The organism is Methylophilus sp. 'Pure River' (assembly GCF_046765995.1).
In the GTDB taxonomy this organism is placed as follows: Bacteria; Pseudomonadota; Gammaproteobacteria; order Burkholderiales; family Methylophilaceae; genus Methylophilus.
On the sequence record NZ_JBKOUE010000006.1, the window covers coordinates 205515 to 222567 of the forward strand.

Genomic DNA, 17053 nt, shown 5'->3' on the forward strand with positions numbered 1-17053 from the left:
TCTAATGGTTGAAGCAAGGAATAGTTACATCTATTACAGGCTTCATTATGGCGCATCGTCTGGCGAAAAACGAGGTGACTTATACTGAATCCATTGTAGGAATGATCGGACAAAGATGTGAGACGTAAGCGCCCACATACTTAACAAGCTATCAGCGTTCCGGGGACGCTTTAAAAAGTGAAACAAACAGCCATTTACTGATGCTGTGCATGAAATTCTGACAGGCGTATCAGGCACATACGGATGCCTGCGGCTCAGTAATGTGAAGTGTCCTCTCAATATCCTTATGGAGTTTGATATGTCTACGACTTACATCCCGCATCAGCATGACCAGGCTCAGCAACAGATCAACCCGCACCCTGCATTTCCAGAAGAGACACATAAACCGATCAAACCGGACCCTGACACACCTTACGAACCAATAGAACCTGCAGAGCCTGACGTGCAACCCGACATCATCAATGATGTTTAACACTGGCTGCAAAATAGCCGGCTTTGGTCAACCGGAATGCTTCATGTAGCGGATCGATCCATTGTTGTGTTTTGGCATAGGCAATGCCTTGTAACAAGTCTTGCTGGCTTTTCTGTTGTGCATACCATACCCCGCTTAATTGCTTAACGCTCAAGGCTTCTCCTGCCAACCGCTGAAAATGATGTACAAAAATATCCAGCAATAAGCGTGCACTCCCCTCAGCAGGCTGCATGCCTTTTTGCCTACCCTGATTTGTATATTGATTCATTTGCATCTCGCCATGCATCTCTTATCCTCCAGAAAATGTCAGCAGCAACAATGCCAACAGCAACAAACCAAAACCGCCACTTGGGAAATAACCCCAGTTTGCACTATGGGGCCAGGCGGGCAAAGCACCAATCAGTGCGATAACGAGAATAATAATGAGGACAGTGCTGAACATCATGCGCTCCAGTCATCGATTCAAACCGGCCACAAAAGCAAGCCTGAATACCAAAGTGAGTAAGGCTTCATCATGCCGTCATCACCTTATGCTGACCATGGTACTGTGGCTGAATTTGCTGTAGGAATGAATAAGACACGTTTTTTCATCGTCGGCATAGCGGGTTTTTCCTACAACAAGTGCATCTGGCGCTGATAAATACCCTGGCCTTATTTTTGTACACTCTCTGCACATCATTAAATGTGGCGAATGACATGGATACATCTGCGTTCAGCTTAAGCGTTCCCTTGTGGGAAATCGTGATTCGAGGATCTATCGTCTATTGGTTCCTGTTTTTTATTTTCAGATCCATCTTGCGCCGGGATATGGGCAGTGTCGGCGTCGGGGATTTTTTGTTTGTGGTCATTGTGGCCGATGCTTCCCAAAACGCTATGAGCGGGGATGCCAAATCGATCCTGGACGGCCTGGCATTGATCAGCGTATTGGTTTTCTGGAATCTGTTGATAGACTGGCTGAGCTATAAAAACGAATGGGTCAGACGCGTGATGGAAGCGCCGCCGCTGGTACTGGTCCGTCACGGCGTACTGCAAACCCGTGCCATGCGACGCGAATTCATTACCAAAGACGATATTCTGGCCAAGCTGCGAGAAGAAGGGATTGAGCATTTATCCGCAGTAAAACAAATGCAATTAGAGTCAGATGGTCAGCTCAGTATTATTCACGACGATAAGTAACAATGACTTTCTTCAAATTAACGTTTATTCTCACGCTGTAAAAGTGACGCAGCTTCATGTGCCTCTCACCGCCTCAAGATCGATATTCAAATAACACTAACGAAAAGAACTATGCTTATCATTCTTGCACTCCGCGCCCGTTCCATGACCTCCAGGTTGCATACACCTATCCCATGACCCATTGGCCAGCCACTGCACGCTGGCCAATCTGTAAGGATAGCGATGAAACTGACTGTTGGAAGGAGGCATCACATGGATCACCTATTAAAGAAAAGCTGGCGTAACAAAAAAATTGTCACTGGCATTACCGTTCTACTGATTGCCATCACCGCCTCCATTTCCATCTTTCTATCTTTAATCATTGCCCATAACCAGGCGGTTTCAAAAGAAACCAAACACCTGCGGGAAATCACTTCCGGCGTATTAATGCGCATGAGCACTACACGGCAACAGTTTGCCAATGTGGTGAATTACTTTTCTTCTATCGCCGAACAGGACGCTTGCCTGCCACAACAGGTACAAAAGATGCAGGAATTCAATGTGTCAGGATTCTTCTTGCAGGGCGTGGCACATATCCGCGACAACAAAATCCTCTGCTCATCTATTTCCGAATTGCTGGATGGGATGGAACTCGGTCAGCCCTACCGGACTGAGCCCGATGGCACCAAGGTATGGTCCAACATCAAGATTGCAGACTGGCAAGACCGGCATCTGGTGATTTTCGAAAAATCCGGCTGGGCCATCATGTTTGTACCCAGCCACGCCATAGAAGCCCTGGATAACTCCGAGGTTGCTATCGGCGTGTTCAGCATTCAGTCGCACCGGCTATATACCAGCAAGGGAGAGATTGCAGCAGCCTGGCTACAAAGATACCAAGGTAAGCAAGCACTTACTTTTATTGATAAAGAGCGCCAGATGCTGGTGTATATTGCACCCAACCAGCTGAATGTCACCGCAGTGGTGGCCGCCATCCCACTTAAGGATATCAATGATGATATCGTGACTTTTATTCAAATCCTGATCCCGCTGGCCATCATTGTCGGCCTGTTATTGGGCGGGCTATTTGTCTATATGCAGCGCACCAGGTACTCGACTAAATCGGCCATTTTGCGCGCGTTAGCAAATGATGAGTTTTACCTGGAATATCAGCCCATCATGCATTTGCATCACAATACTTGTGTCGGCGCCGAAGCATTGATTCGATGGCGAACGCCGGATAATACCTTCATCAGTCCGGACACGTTTATCCCCGCCGCCGAAGCGGCAGGCGTCATTTGCCAAATCACGCAACGCGTGTTTGAACTCGTGGCGAAAGACATGCGCAATGCATTTAATACCCATCAGGACTTTCATGTCGGCATTAATATCTCCTCGCACGACATTCGCTCAGGCCACTTATTATCACTGATTAAAAACCTGACCAAATCCAGCGGAGCATCAGGCGGGCAACTCCTGATTGAAGTCACCGAACGTGGTTTTCTCGATGATGACGATGCGCTCACGACCATCAAGGCTATCCGTGATTGCGGTGTACGGGTAGCGATTGATGACTTCGGGACGGGTTACTCCAGCCTGTCTTACCTGACCAAGTTCCAGCTGGATTACCTTAAGATCGACAAGACTTTTGTCGACTCCGTGGGCACCGACGCGGTCACCAGCCACGTCGCTTTTCATATTATTGAAATGGCGAAAACGTTACAGCTGGATATGGTGGCTGAAGGCGTGGAAACGGCAGCGCAAGCAGAAATCCTGCAAGCACGTGGTGTCAAATATGTACAGGGCTGGTTATTCTCAAAATCACTCAAACGAAAAGATTTTTACGCTTACCTGGACAAACACCCACCGATCACACAGGCCACTTAAGATAGAAAAAATCTATTTTAAAACGTAAGCAAGCGCTCACACCATTCGTAATTATTTTCGAGACTGACGGATTTCAGTCAGCGTCTGTGCAAGTTGAGATTTTAACTGTTGATTGTCCCCGGCCAAGGCGAGCCCTTTCTCGGCAACCGTTTCTGCCTGGGTGATGTGCTTTTGTGCAAGCAGCACATTGGCTAAATTATTATAAGCGGCGGCTGAAGCAGGATGTACGTCGGTCATATGCTGGAAAGTGGCCGCAGCCAACGGCAAATCATTGTCGGCATAGGCCGCATTACCCAAGCCCATCAATAGCACCTGGTGATCGGGCCACTGATTGACGGCGGCCTGATACGCTGTTTTTCGCGCAGTTACTGAGGTGTTCTTCTCATAAGCCACCAAAGCCTTGGCGACATCGTCTGCGCCTACGCTGACGGGCAACCTGCCTGGGGCTAATGCCACAAATGCCCAATGCTCACTCCGTGCCCATGTGCGCTGAAATGCACTGAGCGACATTTCAAAACGCTCATAAGTACCTGAGCGCAACCACAACAATTCTTTATCCAGATCATAACCAACGACGACGGCATAATGCCAGGAGGGGACCCACGAAAAACCAAGGTTCTGCATGACTACCACCACATTGCCCGCAGCCACCTCCTGCATCACAGCATCCAGTTGCGGCGGGATTTTTACCGCCACTGCGCCGTGCCGTCTGGCAGCAGCCAGCATTTCAATCTGCAGGCTGCCCTGACGGCTGGGTACATATACCTCAGGGGTCAGTTGCGCTGGGGTCACTTGAATATTGGCCGCCCCCAATGCCGTTGCCAGCGCGGCCGGGCCACACTGGTATTGTGCCTGCGGAAAAAAAGGCGTGTCCGTCAGTTCGGCATGGCGTGGCAACTGGGTATTGTGCGTGGCTTCACGCACCCCTGTCGCCGCACATGCGCTTAACAGGCACCAAAAAGCCAGCAGGCTTAGGTGGCGCAAACTGGCTTTGATGGCACTCATAGACATATCCAGAGGTACGGTCTTAACGCACTGAACGTGTGAATGGGAAGATTTTTGTGAAGCCTAAAATATCAGTCAGCAACAATACAAAGAATACGAGCACAATCGCACCAATAATGCCGCCGCCAGCAGGTGCTTTATCCAATTGAGAGGCGAGGTTATTCGCTTCGTCATCGGTCAATGCCGCCACGCGTGACTTGGCGTCCACAGGATCAATACCACGCTTCACCAACTCAGACTGCACCTCATCGCGTGAAAGTATCTCTACGATTTTGGCTCGGTCTTGCGCGCCTTTGGCCGATATCGTCGATTCAGCGACTTGATCAGTGCCAATCATGGCTGCCTGTACAGCTTGCATAGACCCAGTAAATAAGAGCGAAGCTGCTAAAAAAATACTTAAAAAACGTTTAGCCATCATCATGATCAGTTCCTTTATGTAGAGATTGAATTGGGCATACTTACCACCGTAAAACCACCTCAGGCGCACGAACTATAGCCGCCCCGTGAGCGCAAGAATCAGCAATATCAGAATGATCAAGCTCAGGCCGCCACTTGGGTAATAACCCCAACCAGCACTGTAAGGCCAGGTAGGCAAGGCACCGATTAAAGCCAAAATCAAAATCACCAGCAACAGGGTTCTCAGCATAGCATGTACTCCTCAGGCAAACGATTGCCAGTGATACTGTCAATCAGCGTATTGGTATTAAATGCGTGAGGCTCCATCATGCGGACAAACCATCCCTAATAACATGTCACAACGGCTGAATTTATTGTAGGAATAGTCCGATACAGGGATTTGTTTGGAATAAAACCTTGCTAGCAACATGCAATGATGGAGAAAAAAAGACCATCCCCTATCCGGCCGGCATTCTCCCAAACACAAGCATAAAAATATAACAGACACGCAAAGAGTTCTCTCATTCCGCCACGCAATGCTTTACTATCACATACAATTTAATTTGTATAAAAGAATGTATCCTGGGAGAGAATGGATGAGGTTGAATGCCGCAACACATCCATGTTCAGCATGATCAAACAATGCATTTTACTCATGGCAACATGCCTGTCATTGTCACTGCCTGCGCAAGAAATTCTGCCTGGTAGCCTGTATGCCGCAGACAATTTGCAACGACTGCATTTTTCAGCACAGGAAACCGACTGGATAAAACAGCATCGCAATATACGCGTTGCAGTGAGAAATGGCTGGATGCCGATTGAGTTTCAGTTAGAGAATCAAAAACATAAAGGCGTTTCGATTCAATATCTGCAAAAAATTAGCCAGCTCACCGGTTTGAAATTCACCATTGTCGATTACCACGACAACATCACCAGCAACGAAGCTTCACTCGTGACCGGTATCCGCGGCAAGCAGATGCCCATGGGCTTCAGCCTGCTGGCCACGCCTTACCTGGAAACGCCTAACGCCATTTATGTCGCGTCCCACAACAAACTTTACCAGAGCGAGATTCAACTGGACCAGCTGACCCACAAAACTGTGGCCGTTTTCAGAAACGGGCCTTTATCTCAAAGGCTCAGCGAACTGGTGCCTGGCATCAAAATCAAACTGGTCGATATTGCAGATGAGGCCTTTGAATACCTGGATGCCGGGCTGGTAGATGCTTACGTCGGCAATGAGCTGGTACTTGACTACCACCTGGACTTCCACAAAATAAAGGCCATCAGGAAAAGTGGTGTCACCGCGATCACCAGTACAGTATTTATGGCAGCCAGTGACACTGAGCCCATGCTACGCAGCATTTTGAATAAGGCCTCTCTGCAGATTGGCACCAATCCGCCAGATATTCTGGAGGCGTGGCGCAGATCACCCGAAAATCCACTGACCAAATATCTGGTGTCAGCCCTGTCTTTTTTTGCCGTGCTGTTACTGATCCAGTTATTTAAACTCTACCAGGCCAATAAAAAACAAGCCGTAGCGGCACAACATGCCATCTGGTTCCAGGCTAACCATGACTTTCTGACCAAGCTGCCGAACCGGTTTCAGCTCAAATATGAGCTTGACCAGGCACTACAGGCAGCCATGCGACACCCCAACACACTGGGTGTGATGATTATTGACCTGGACAATTTCAAGGAAATTAATGATACGGCAGGTCATGCTGTGGGCGATGAAGTGCTGATTAAAGTGGCTGCGCGTATCCAGTCTATCATCTTGCCACCCAACTTCACTGCCAGGTTTGGCGGAGATGAGTTCTTAATTGTGATTCAACAGGACGCCAGTGAAGAGAAGCTGCGCCAGCTTTGCGATCAACTGATTGCTGTCATGGCAGCGCCATTTACGATTCAGCAAAAATCTTTCGTAGCTTCCATCAGCATTGGTGTGTCGCTGTTTCCCGACAACAGCCTGCAAGCGGAAGAGCTCATCATGTTTGCCGACCAGGCGCTTTACCAGGCCAAGCGCACGGGCAAGAACAAATTCATTCTATTTAACGAAGGCATGCACGATGCCTTTACCAGAAGAACGCACCTCAGCAATGAATTACGCTATGCTGTACAAAAAAATCAGCTACATCTGCAATATCAGCCCATTTTCAATTTAACTGATTTACGCTGCGACAAAGTTGAAGCATTGTTACGCTGGCAACATCCTGAATTTGGCACCCTCTCGCCAGAAGCTTTTATCAGCATCGCAGAAGAGAACGGCTATATTATTGAACTTGGCGAGTGGGTATTCCAGCAAACCATCAGGGACTTCGAGCAGATTAACCAGCGCTTTGGCCAGGTAGAAATCTGCATCAATATTTCACCGTTACAATTCTCGCAGTCAGCCCCCATTCACCATTTCATCTCCAACCTGGCTGCCCGCAGTATATCTGGCGACCACTTTTGCTTTGAAATCACCGAAGGGCTACTGTTAGAGCCTTCAGGCAATGTGATTGAAACGCTCAACAGCATGCATGAACACGGCATCAAACTGGCGATAGATGACTTTGGCACAGGCTACTCTTCGTTGGCCTACCTCAATAAATTCAAGATTGACTACGTCAAAATTGATAAATCGTTTATCAAGCAGATTACGTCCAATCTGAACGACCAGGCTTTATGCAAAACCATTATCTTCATGGGTAAACAGCTGAATATCAAACTGATTGCCGAAGGCGTTGAGACACTGGCACAGGAGAACATGCTGAAGGAAATGGGCTGCCAGTACTCGCAAGGCTATTACCGGGCACGGCCATCCGACCTGGATGATTTATAACCCATAAAACAAAAAAGACGCCTGAAGCTGGCGTCTTCTCCTCACAAAGCTCACAGACTAACGGTTAGAAACTCTGCTCGCGAGAGGCGTGCAATTTATCCAACTCGCTATTATTTTCTGCGGCGTGACACTCCAAAATATCGACGTCACCTTTACTAAAAGTCAGCCGTTCAACGGTGTTGATATTACCGGCAAATTTATTGTCGAGTTCGCCGCACTTTTTGGCACGGTGATTCACAAAATTCAAATAATCTTTTTTCCTGGCCTCCAGCTGTGAAGCCGGGATAGAGCTATCGTTCATTACGTTCGTGTAAGCACTTCTTAATCGCAGCTCAGACACACTCCAGATATTAAAAACCAGCATTTTTCTGGAGGTTTCTTTTTGCTGCACAGGCTCGGCCACCGGCAGTGCCTGGCTGGCATGGATCTCTACCACTGGAGCCTGGGCCGGTTCAAGTTCACTGCTATCAGTTTTTTTAGATTTTTTGCTGCCCGGCTTGGACGCAGATTTTGCAGGGGCCACCGGTGCCGCCGCTGCCTCATCTTGCACTGCACTGGTAGCGGCCGGCGCTTCAGCCTTCACATCAGACACATTCACCTCAGGGCCAGCCTCTGACGCAATCTGTGTCTGCATGCGCATTTCCTGGCGGGAAAGGGCGGTATTGCCTTCTTCCTTGGATAGCAAACCAAATAGAATGACCACGATCAAACCGATCAATATGACATTGACTTTGCCGATATCGACCGAACCGCGCTCGCAACTTGGCGACTTCACGGAGCGTTTTTCATCTCCCGCCAACCACGGCGCTGAGGCACGGCTAGCATGTGTGTTTCCAGGATGAAGCATATTTCTCATAAATTCTGTTATATGGTGTGTTGATACCAATCTTCCGCTCAATGTCGAACAATGCACTAAAACTGCCCAAGATTCAAGAATTTGTACTGACTGTATATCTTTCGGGCTTCATGTATCCAAGCCTGCATGAAGCAGGCCGTTAAATTCTGGTTACTCGAGACTTCTCTGATACAAACTGCATGGACATCGGGTTGGCAAAAATACGCGTCGCTTTTGCCGCAGGCTGACCATATCCTTGGGCTGCCGCGGCAGAAGGGCTATGCGCATCTTCACGCAGCAAAGCATCCATAAAGTGCCCTTTTTCCGCTTTGTGCGCTGGCTTAGCGGCACGCGCGGCCTTGCCAAACGACGCATCGGCCACCAGTACCTGGCTTGCCACCACGGAGTCAGTTAAATGTGCGGCATGCATGTCACTTGGTGCACTGGATCCAATCGAAACGACTGTCATAAAAAATCCGATAAACATAATCACCAGCGCAGCAGATACTGTGCCCGCCGTGATCGCGATCAGAGACATGGCGCTGGTTGCACCTTGTCTTGATGTACCCTGCAATGTTGATGCATTTGGCACTGGATTGGATTTTTTCATGAGCAGCCTCCCGGTTTTAGATTTTGGTCAAATCAATACAGGTGCCATCATGCCGCACCGCCCAGTCACGCCCTATCCCACTCACGCTGAATCTGTTGTAGGAATTATCGGACACGACATCCCCTCGGAGGCGATGCGCCTATGCCGTCATCCTCACTCTCGTTTTATAATAAAGGTCACACAGCCACATCTGCACGAGGAAAACCATGGACTTCAACGTTCTGTCTGCATTTTATCTAGTACCGCTGTTTATCTCAGCGATAGGCGGTTTAATTGAGTTCAGGAGCTGTGAGTTTGATACACCCAGGCACGCCTTGAGCAAGGCATTTTTCCTGGCTTTCAGGAGCATGGTGCCTGTCCTGAATATCTTTTCGGCGATTTTGTACCTGATTACCTGCGGTACTTTTACCTTGAAAAAAACAGGTGCCTGGAAACAAAACGGCGGCTGGAAGAAGTCTGCAGCCCCAAAGAAATAATTGAGGAAAACAGTAGATGCTTAAATATTGGTTGTTTTTGTTCGCGGCGATTCTCAGTGAAGTGACTGCGACCTCTTCACTTAAAGCCAGCGCAGGGTTTACCAAAGTAATCCCGTCTGTCATCGTCGTGGTCGGTTATGGTTTGTCGTTCTACTTTTTATCGCTGGTATTAAAAGCCATCCCTATTGGCATTGCTTACGCGGTGTGGGCCGGCCTGGGCATCGTGCTATTAGCCCTGGTCGGGTGGATATTTTTTGGCCAGGCGCTGGATACCCCGGCCCTGATTGGCATCGCGCTCATTCTGGCCGGGGTGATTATCATGAATGTGTTTTCAAAAGCGGTTGCACACTAAAAAGGCTCAATCGCCTTCTTTGCCGTTGATGTAGGTAGGCAACCCATCAATACTGGTGTGATTTTTTGCCTGCCAGTAGGCCTCAATCCCGGCCTCACCTTTCGCCGCTGCCCAATGGTTGAGCTGCTCCCGCTCCCCGACATAATCCATGTAGGGCACAGACATGCCACAAGAGGTTTGCACCAGCTCAATATTCAACTCAAATATCTGCCGCGCGCCGGGCAAAGGGTCAAACTGGCCAATCAATGTCTGCCACGCCGGGTCATGCCTGTGGATGACGTTGGCCTGGCCGTATAAACGCAGAATTAAAGGATCCCCTGATAAGGCCATAAACATCACCGTCATCCTGGCATTCTGTTGCACATGGGCGGCTGTTTCATTACCGCTGCCCGTCACGTTCAACCACATCACCTGCTGGGGAGAAACCACTTTCAAGGTGTTCATACCTTTAGGTGAAATATTGACTCGCCCCTGATCCACGGCGGTGCCGACAAAAAACACTTTCTGTTCGGCGATAAACTGCATATGTGCCGTACTTAATGCCTGAAACTGCTTACCCATGGCCACTCCCGAATATCATCTGCCCATATTATATGATCAGCCTGCTACCGTTGCATTCACCAGCCTGACAACGAGCGGTCTCACCAATTGCAGAAAAACAAATGCCGTTGGCATCGCCAGCGCATAGGCTTGGATGACCCTGATGAAGTAATGTCCATCGACACCCGTATTGATGGCAACAATCACCATGCACATCAATAAGGCCATGACTGCCGACATATAAAAAGCAAATACAACCGGCGTATATTTGCGTGGTAGTTTGTAACGCATATTCTTCCCTCCATGTTAGTTAACGCACTCATTTGAGCATCTCAGCGGCCAAAAACAGGCACAGGCCAAACATGCCATGGTTAAACAGGCTTCTGAGACAGTTCATCAGTGGCTGCGGCGTATTGCGAAATGCCAGGCCGCCGCCCATGCCGGGCTGCATGATCAACAGCGGAAAAACCACCGTCAGCACCCCCACCACCAGTGCAGCGCCAATCTCCGGCTCGCGTAACCACTGACCACCATACACCAGCAGTAACAGCTCGGCGATCAATATGCCAATCGCATAATGCGCCACCACCCCGATGCCCCATTCATTGGCCAATGCCGGGGCTTGCCCGACATTGGCATGCACGAATTTCATCTGTGTGAAATGCCCGATCCAACGGCCAAGATAGGCAAAATTGAGTGCTCTGCCCCCCAGCTGTTTCTGCAACCACAACCAGCCATCAAACAACGCGGTTGCCACCACCCCCAGTAAAACGCCATTCAATACAATGGTGCTCTGCATATTCCTCTCGCTCCTTTTCTTGACGCATGTACATTGTGTAAAGCACTATACAAGTTCAAGTTAACTTGAGGTCAAGCGATTTATGAACATTTCTGAAGTGGTCAAAAAGACTGGGATCAAAGCATCGACGCTCAGATATTACGAAGAGATAGGCTTAATCAAATCCCTGGGCAGAAAAGGACTGCAAAGATACTTTGCAGCAGATGTCATCGACCAATTGGCACTGATATCCCTGGCCAAATGTGCTGATTTCTCCTTACAGGAAATCAGCACCATGTTTGCCGCCAACGAACAACCCCTGGTAGATCGCAATAAGCTCCTGGATAAAGCAGCGCATATTGACGAGACCATTAAACGACTCACCCTCATGCGCAACTGCCTGAAACATGCCGCCGAGTGCAAGGCGCCATCACACCTAGAGTGTCCTTCGTTCAGGCGGCTGATGAAAGCCGCCATCACAGGCAGGCTGACCGGTAGCACTTAGATGGCAAGGCCTGCACTGTTACACTGGCGGCCCCGATGGATGCTAGACCGGACCAATCACACAATTTGCTGCACACTGACAGGCACAGCCCTACAAAATGCAGCATAATAAGCACACCGTCGTGCGATAAATCGTTGGCATCCGGAGTGTGCAGTGTCTACCCCTGACCTTCGCCACATTCAAATAATCAACGCATTAGAACAGGATAGAACTTGGTCAATAAAACAAGAGAAAGTGCCATCAAGGCTCTGGAGTTCAATCCGCATGATCTTGCCTGTGAAGAACTGCGCCATGTTTACCGCGGCAAAAACAGTGGCAAGCTGATTGTATTGTTTAGCGGCCTGGTGGCCGCTGCCATGCTGGCTTGGGATATTGGCGTGGTATATGCAGGCGCGTGGTATGCCTGGCTGCTGCTTGCACATGCCTGGCACTGGTGGCTGGGGCGGCTGGACTTTATCTCAGCCAACGTCAGCATTGAGCTAGCGCGCATCAACCGCCATGTCATGGCGGCTGGCATGGCAGGCTTGGGCTGGGGTGCCCTCTCTATCGCACTGCCGCTACTGGATCGTTCTAGCAAAGCGGCCATCCTGATCATCATGCTCATTGCGGTCATCGTCGCACTGCCGCGACTGGTCGTGTTCCTGCCCATTTTCTTTGCTTTCGCAATTGGCGTATATGCGCCGCTGCTGCTGGCGACACCGTTTCTTGATTTTGAAACCTTACATATGGTGCTCGTCATCCTGGTCGTTGTTGGCGCGACACTCTGGGCATCAGCAAGCGAGGTGCGCAAAATCCTGATTGATGTATTGCTCAAGCAGATTTCATCGGAACAGGCTTCCTGGGAGGATAGACTGACGGGCATTGGCAACCGTCGAAGTTTTGATGCCAACATGGCAACCACCTGGGCCCAGGCTTCGCGTGCCAAAGTACCGCTATCACTGATGATGGTGGATGTGGATTTTTTTAAAAAATTCAATGACAGCTATGGTCACCAGGCAGGAGATGAATGCCTGAGGCAAGTGGCGGCAGCGCTGGATAGCTGCGCACGCAGGGCGGGGGATGCTGTCACCCGTTATGGTGGCGAGGAGTTTGCCGTCGTCCTGTTTCACACCCCATTGAACGAAGCTCGCAATATCAGCGAGAGTATGCTGACGGCGGTGCAAAAACTCGGTATCCGCCATGAACAATCCCCACATGAAATCGTCACCATCTCGATGGGGATTGCGACCATCGTCCCTACAGCTGAACACGGCATACAACAGTTTATAGAAGAGGCGGATAAAGCGCTTTACCGTGCCAAGGAAAATGGGCGCAATCGCGCTGAATGGCAAATTCTGAGCCCGCCAAAGGGCGACGAAACGGCTTAAATGCCCGCCAAGGTTACAAAAAATTTTACATCCCTGTCATATTTTGTCATCCCTGAACAAAAATTGTAAATCACATGCTTGCATTTCCATCCATAAAAAATGACGATTTTCAACAAAAACAACTAAAAATCATGTAGTTATAAAAAATTCACTTAAATAACGCGCATTCCAGTTGAAAAGTGGGCACATTAGTTGCTATAAAAATTACATAAATGTTTTTTTGGGTAAAGCAGTCAAGGGTCACGCTCTGTTTCAGCAACTACAGTCGCTCTTTAGAAGTTGATTTTCGTCATTTGTAAAATTAATTGGGGCTATGTCGGCAATTCAGTCAACACAAGCACCCAAAATACACGGGGAACCAAAATGCAAAACACGATTAAAGCAATCATTTCCAAATTCTTGCGCGACGAAGAGGGTGCCAGCGCGATTGAGTATGCATTGCTTGCCGCCATGGTAGCCATTGCACTAGTCACTTTCGTGAAACCTATCAATGGCCTCATTTTCGACATTTTTACGCAGATTTCAACAGCGCTCACCCCATAACCATCGCGAACATCAGGCGAATGCACACTGAATGCAGCCTATGCCTATCGCAGAAACAATCATCATCGCCTGGTGCCTGGCTGTTGGCCTGGCGGATGTGACTACTAGACGCATCCCGAACATCTTAACGCTAGGCTTAGGCTTGATTGCCGCAAGCTGGTTGCTGATGACCGGGCAAGCCGTGCTTGGTGCAGACTGGCCGTCAGTGGCGCTTGGCGTCGTTGCCAGCCTGCTACTCACATTGCCAGCCTATGCAGCACGCCTGCTGGGTGCCGGTGATGTCAAATGCCTGCTAGTGATTGCTTTACTCGGTGCCTGGCATATGACACTGCTCGTCTTTGTGATCGCAACCATGTTGGCAACTGTATTCGGGCTGGCACATATGCTGTTCATGCGATTCAGCTCACATCACACAACGCCCAAGCGGTGGATTCCTTTTGGGGCGGCTTTAAGTGCCGGATTACTGTGTGTCATAGGGATAGTGTAATGATCATAAAACCAATCAATCACATTTTCCGGCGACCGCTAAGCGCCCAAAAAGGATCCGTTGCAATTGAGTTTGTGATGCTGTTTCTTATTTTCTTTGCGCTGTTTTACGCCATGGTCAATTACGCCATTGTGATGCTGATGCAATCTGCGTTTATTCATGCGGTGGAAGAAGGCGCACGAGCCGCGATTGCGGTGGATCGCCTGGCATATGCCAATAACTCGGCTTACCTCAGCAATGGCGTCGACCCAAAAGTCAGAAGTGTAGTGGGTAATTCACTCAACTGGCTGCCTCCCAAGCCTAAAGACAAAGTGCTGGGCTCCGCTAACAGCAAAGTGCAATTATCCATGAACGGCAATCAGCTCACCGTACGCGTCGTATATAGCAGTTATGCCAATGACCCCTTGATTCCCATGTTGACCCTGCCCGTCATCGGCCAGATTCCCAAAGTGCCAACCGACCTGGCGGGCACGGCAGTGATAGAACTTTAAAAAAGCAGACACGGAGGATGACATCATGAACAGTACATTCCTGCGTATATTGGCGGCCCTGATGGTGATCGCAGCCATCGTCACTGGCTACCTTGGTTATCGCATCAGTAACAAAAAGCCTGCGGATACATTAACCGTGATTGTGCCCTCCTACACCCACGTGCTGGCCACAAACGATATTGCGGCGGGTCACGTGCTGACCGCAGACGACCTCAAAGTAGCCACGACGCCACAGCATGACAAACAAAGCTTCAGCGACCCACAACACCTGATCGGCAAAGCGACCACCAGCGCGGTCATGAAAGATGCTCCGTTCAAGGCCACGCACTTTCCGGCCAAGAATGTGTTTGGCCAGGGGCTTGGCCCTGATGAGCGTGCCGTCGCGATTAAGGTCAATGAAGTCATCGGGGTTGGCGGTTTTATCAAGCCTGGCGATCATGTGGACGTTTTGCTCTACCTGCATAGAGACCAGGAGACCGAACAAGTAAGCTCAAGCCAGGTGGTACTGACTGATGTGAAAGTGCTGGCCTACGGCACCCTCACCACTGAAGCGGAACCCGGCCCTCAAGAGACCGTCACGCCAGAAACACCAAACAAACTGGGGCTTAGTAATAGCCGGATGGATAGCAAGAGCGCAAGAGATAGCCGCTCTGCCATTCTGGCCGTACACGCACAAGACACTTCAAAACTGATGCTGGCAGATAGCACCGGCATATTGCGTTTAGCGCTGCGCGGCGAATCACTGCCCGGTGCAAACGCTGCAGCAACAAACAATCAGTTTGTCCGCCTGGGCGAGGTGTCACAGCCATCAGGCATCGCGCTCGCCACGCCGGTCAGCAGCATAACCGTGGCACCCATGGACATCGCCGTAAAACCGCACAAACCTGCCGCAAAACGGACACGTATCATCATTCATCACGGCGAGCAGGTAGAAGTGGTCAACGTGAAAAAATAACAATAAGAAGCCAAGGACACATCATGCAAACAGTGAAATATGCCTGGTCAATGCTGCTAAGCTGCCTATGCAGCCTGGCTCTGCTGGCACAGGCCGAAGAGCCGAGTGAGTTGAGCCTGGTGGTCGGCAACCAGCAGGTCTATGTCCATGCCAAAGCCGTCAAACGTATCGCCGTAGGTAACCCTGACGTCGCCAACATCGCGATGCTGACATCGCACAACATCATGATTACAGGCAAACAGGCTGGCGCAACAGAAATTTCAATCTGGGAGAGTGAGCAGGCTGCGGCGCCTGCCAAGCAGCTCAAGGTCACCGTCAGCATTAGCACCGCGGTCGAAAAACAAAGGCTGCAATTTTCAAAAAGTATCAAATTATTACCCGCGGGTAACCAGGCGGCCATTACAGGTGATGCAGACTCTCTGGAAGAACACGCCTTAGCACGCCAGGCAGTGGATAAAAAGGCCGAGGTGCCGATGGATGCGACTTCAAGCAGCTTTGATAACCAGGTGCAGATTGACATCAAGGTGGTAGAAGTCAGCCGCCAGAATATGATGCGTGCAGGTTTTTTCCTGGGTAAGAATAGCCGTAACTCCACCATTGCGCTTGGGTCTCCGGGCAATCTGAGTGGGGTGCAAACCGGGGATAACGGATTTACGCTGAATAGTGCCTCAGGCTTTTTACCGAATGCCAGTGCATTCAATTTTGTGGCCGGAAATGCCAGCCGGGGGTTACTCGGTACACTGAGCATTCTGGAGGCCAATGGTTTTGCCTACACCCTGGCAGAACCCAGCCTGACGGCTTTTTCTGGCCAAAGTGCAAGCTTTCTGGCGGGTGGCGAGTTTCCGGTCCCTATCCGCGCGGGCGCCGGTGGTGATAGTACCGTCACCATACGCTACAAGGAATACGGGGTGCGCCTCATGCTGACGCCGACCGTGCTGGATGGCAACAGAATTTTCCTTAAAGTATCCCCGGAAGTCAGTGAAATCGATTTTTCCAATGCGGTACAAAGCGGCGGTGTCGCCGTGCCTGGCTTGCGTGTGCGTAGGACAGACACCAGCGTGGCACTGGGCGATGGCGAAAGCTTCGTGCTGAGCGGGCTGGTCAGTCGCAATACCTTACAAAACGTAGATAAGCTGCCAGGCCTGGGAAATTTACCGATCATAGGCGCCTTTTTCCGCTCGACCCGCTTCGAACGTGAGGATAAGGAATTATTGATGATCGTCACCCCACACTTAGTGCGACCCATCGCCAAAGATGCCGCCATGCCCGCATTGCCAGGCGGCAATCTGCGCGACTATAACCCCAGCTTCAGTGACTTGTTCTTCCAAAAAGGGCCCCAGCCAGATGCTGGCATCCCTACCACCGGTTTTTCGAGGTAATA

The 17053-nt window shown here is 49.9% G+C and carries 23 protein-coding genes; 13 read left to right on the forward strand and 10 right to left on the reverse strand.

The genetic code is table 11. The annotated features are described in order from the left end of the window. Positions 1-298 precede the first annotated feature (298 nt). Entirely contained in the window at positions 299-472 is a 174-nt protein-coding gene (locus ACIDE9_RS09225; RefSeq protein WP_411994293.1) for a hypothetical protein, read from the forward strand. On the opposite strand, the gene ACIDE9_RS09230 is transcribed toward ACIDE9_RS09225, so the two are convergent. Together ACIDE9_RS09230 and ACIDE9_RS09235 are read right to left on the reverse strand one after the other, a co-directional pair. Then, positions 459-740, reverse strand: coding sequence for a hypothetical protein (locus ACIDE9_RS09230; protein WP_411994295.1), 282 nt, complete (start codon positions 738-740; stop codon positions 459-461). The two genes, ACIDE9_RS09225 and ACIDE9_RS09230, sit on opposite strands and share 14 nt — an antisense overlap. Before the next feature lie 21 nt (positions 741-761). Beyond that, on the reverse strand, positions 762-917 hold the full coding sequence (locus ACIDE9_RS09235; RefSeq protein ID WP_370583281.1) for a DUF3309 domain-containing protein: 156 nt from the start codon (positions 915-917) through the stop codon (positions 762-764). A gap of 251 nt (positions 918-1168) precedes the next feature. Here ACIDE9_RS09235 and ACIDE9_RS09240 point away from each other — a divergent pair, with 251 nt between their 5' ends. Further along, positions 1169-1648, forward strand: a complete 480-nt coding sequence (locus ACIDE9_RS09240) for a DUF421 domain-containing protein (protein ID WP_411994297.1) — start codon at positions 1169-1171, stop codon at positions 1646-1648. A 252-nt stretch (positions 1649-1900) separates the two neighbouring features. Next, positions 1901-3511 carry an EAL domain-containing protein gene (locus tag ACIDE9_RS09245; protein ID WP_411994299.1) on the forward strand — a complete coding sequence of 537 codons (1611 nt, stop codon included), beginning with the start codon at positions 1901-1903 and terminating at the stop codon, positions 3509-3511. A gap of 51 nt (positions 3512-3562) precedes the next feature. Here the strand turns inward: ACIDE9_RS09245 and ACIDE9_RS09250 are convergent, their stop codons facing one another. From ACIDE9_RS09250 to ACIDE9_RS09260, 3 genes are all read right to left on the reverse strand, one after another. Further along, positions 3563-4516, reverse strand: coding sequence for a PA2778 family cysteine peptidase (locus ACIDE9_RS09250; RefSeq protein ID WP_411994300.1), 954 nt, complete (start codon positions 4514-4516; stop codon positions 3563-3565). Between the two features lie 22 nt (positions 4517-4538). Continuing rightward, positions 4539-4937 (reverse strand): PA2779 family protein, encoded by a 399-nt coding sequence (locus ACIDE9_RS09255; protein ID WP_411994302.1) that lies wholly within the window; start codon positions 4935-4937, stop codon positions 4539-4541. Between the two features lie 69 nt (positions 4938-5006). After that, on the reverse strand, positions 5007-5162 hold the full coding sequence (locus ACIDE9_RS09260; RefSeq protein ID WP_411994303.1) for a DUF3309 family protein: 156 nt from the start codon (positions 5160-5162) through the stop codon (positions 5007-5009). Between the two features lie 405 nt (positions 5163-5567). Here ACIDE9_RS09260 and ACIDE9_RS09265 point away from each other — a divergent pair, with 405 nt between their 5' ends. Continuing rightward, positions 5568-7733, forward strand: a complete 2166-nt coding sequence (locus ACIDE9_RS09265) for an EAL domain-containing protein (protein WP_411994305.1) — start codon at positions 5568-5570, stop codon at positions 7731-7733. A 64-nt stretch (positions 7734-7797) separates the two neighbouring features. Here the strand turns inward: ACIDE9_RS09265 and ACIDE9_RS09270 are convergent, their stop codons facing one another. Continuing rightward, on the reverse strand, positions 7798-8589 hold the full coding sequence (locus ACIDE9_RS09270; protein ID WP_411994306.1) for a hypothetical protein: 792 nt from the start codon (positions 8587-8589) through the stop codon (positions 7798-7800). A 139-nt stretch (positions 8590-8728) separates the two neighbouring features. Continuing rightward, the gene (locus ACIDE9_RS09275; RefSeq protein ID WP_411994307.1) at positions 8729-9178 is read right to left on the reverse strand and encodes a hypothetical protein; all 450 of its coding nucleotides are present in this window, start codon (positions 9176-9178) and stop codon (positions 8729-8731) included. A gap of 206 nt (positions 9179-9384) precedes the next feature. Here ACIDE9_RS09275 and ACIDE9_RS09280 point away from each other — a divergent pair, with 206 nt between their 5' ends. Together ACIDE9_RS09280 and ACIDE9_RS09285 are read left to right on the forward strand one after the other, a co-directional pair. Continuing rightward, positions 9385-9654, forward strand: a complete 270-nt coding sequence (locus tag ACIDE9_RS09280; RefSeq protein WP_194754913.1) for a hypothetical protein — start codon at positions 9385-9387, stop codon at positions 9652-9654. Between the two features lie 16 nt (positions 9655-9670). Continuing rightward, positions 9671-10006, forward strand: coding sequence for a DMT family transporter (locus ACIDE9_RS09285; RefSeq protein WP_194754914.1), 336 nt, complete (start codon positions 9671-9673; stop codon positions 10004-10006). 6 nt (positions 10007-10012) lie between these two features. Here ACIDE9_RS09285 and ACIDE9_RS09290 read toward each other — a convergent pair whose 3' ends face one another. The 3 genes from ACIDE9_RS09290 to ACIDE9_RS09300 are packed head-to-tail and all read right to left on the reverse strand — an operon-like array spanning position 10013 to position 11345. Beyond that, positions 10013-10567 carry a pyridoxamine 5'-phosphate oxidase family protein gene (locus ACIDE9_RS09290; RefSeq protein ID WP_411994309.1) on the reverse strand — a complete coding sequence of 185 codons (555 nt, stop codon included), beginning with the start codon at positions 10565-10567 and terminating at the stop codon, positions 10013-10015. A 36-nt stretch (positions 10568-10603) separates the two neighbouring features. Continuing rightward, positions 10604-10837 carry a DUF2798 domain-containing protein gene (locus tag ACIDE9_RS09295; RefSeq protein WP_411994311.1) on the reverse strand — a complete coding sequence of 78 codons (234 nt, stop codon included), beginning with the start codon at positions 10835-10837 and terminating at the stop codon, positions 10604-10606. A 28-nt stretch (positions 10838-10865) separates the two neighbouring features. Continuing rightward, positions 10866-11345: a DUF2938 family protein gene (locus ACIDE9_RS09300; protein WP_411994313.1), complete on the reverse strand. Its 480-nt coding sequence runs from the start codon at positions 11343-11345 to the stop codon at positions 10866-10868. 82 nt (positions 11346-11427) lie between these two features. On the opposite strand from ACIDE9_RS09300, the gene ACIDE9_RS09305 reads away from it, so the two are divergent. From ACIDE9_RS09305 to ACIDE9_RS09335, 7 genes are all read left to right on the forward strand, one after another. Further along, positions 11428-11829, forward strand: a complete 402-nt coding sequence (locus ACIDE9_RS09305; RefSeq protein ID WP_411994314.1) for a helix-turn-helix domain-containing protein — start codon at positions 11428-11430, stop codon at positions 11827-11829. 212 nt (positions 11830-12041) lie between these two features. Next, positions 12042-13196 carry a diguanylate cyclase gene (locus tag ACIDE9_RS09310; protein ID WP_194754918.1) on the forward strand — a complete coding sequence of 385 codons (1155 nt, stop codon included), beginning with the start codon at positions 12042-12044 and terminating at the stop codon, positions 13194-13196. 363 nt (positions 13197-13559) lie between these two features. Continuing rightward, positions 13560-13739, forward strand: a complete 180-nt coding sequence (locus tag ACIDE9_RS09315; RefSeq protein WP_194754919.1) for a Flp family type IVb pilin — start codon at positions 13560-13562, stop codon at positions 13737-13739. A gap of 40 nt (positions 13740-13779) precedes the next feature. After that, positions 13780-14226 (forward strand): prepilin peptidase, encoded by a 447-nt coding sequence (locus ACIDE9_RS09320; protein ID WP_411994316.1) that lies wholly within the window; start codon positions 13780-13782, stop codon positions 14224-14226. Beyond that, on the forward strand, positions 14226-14717 hold the full coding sequence (locus ACIDE9_RS09325; protein ID WP_228520058.1) for a TadE/TadG family type IV pilus assembly protein: 492 nt from the start codon (positions 14226-14228) through the stop codon (positions 14715-14717). The genes ACIDE9_RS09320 and ACIDE9_RS09325 overlap by 1 nt, the downstream gene beginning before the upstream one ends. 25 nt (positions 14718-14742) lie before the next feature. Beyond that, complete coding sequence (gene cpaB / locus ACIDE9_RS09330) at positions 14743-15672, forward strand: Flp pilus assembly protein CpaB (protein ID WP_411994318.1); 930 nt, start codon at positions 14743-14745, stop codon at positions 15670-15672. Between the two features lie 23 nt (positions 15673-15695). Beyond that, on the forward strand, positions 15696-17051 hold the full coding sequence (locus ACIDE9_RS09335; protein ID WP_411994320.1) for a type II and III secretion system protein family protein: 1356 nt from the start codon (positions 15696-15698) through the stop codon (positions 17049-17051). Positions 17052-17053: the final 2 nt, after the last annotated feature.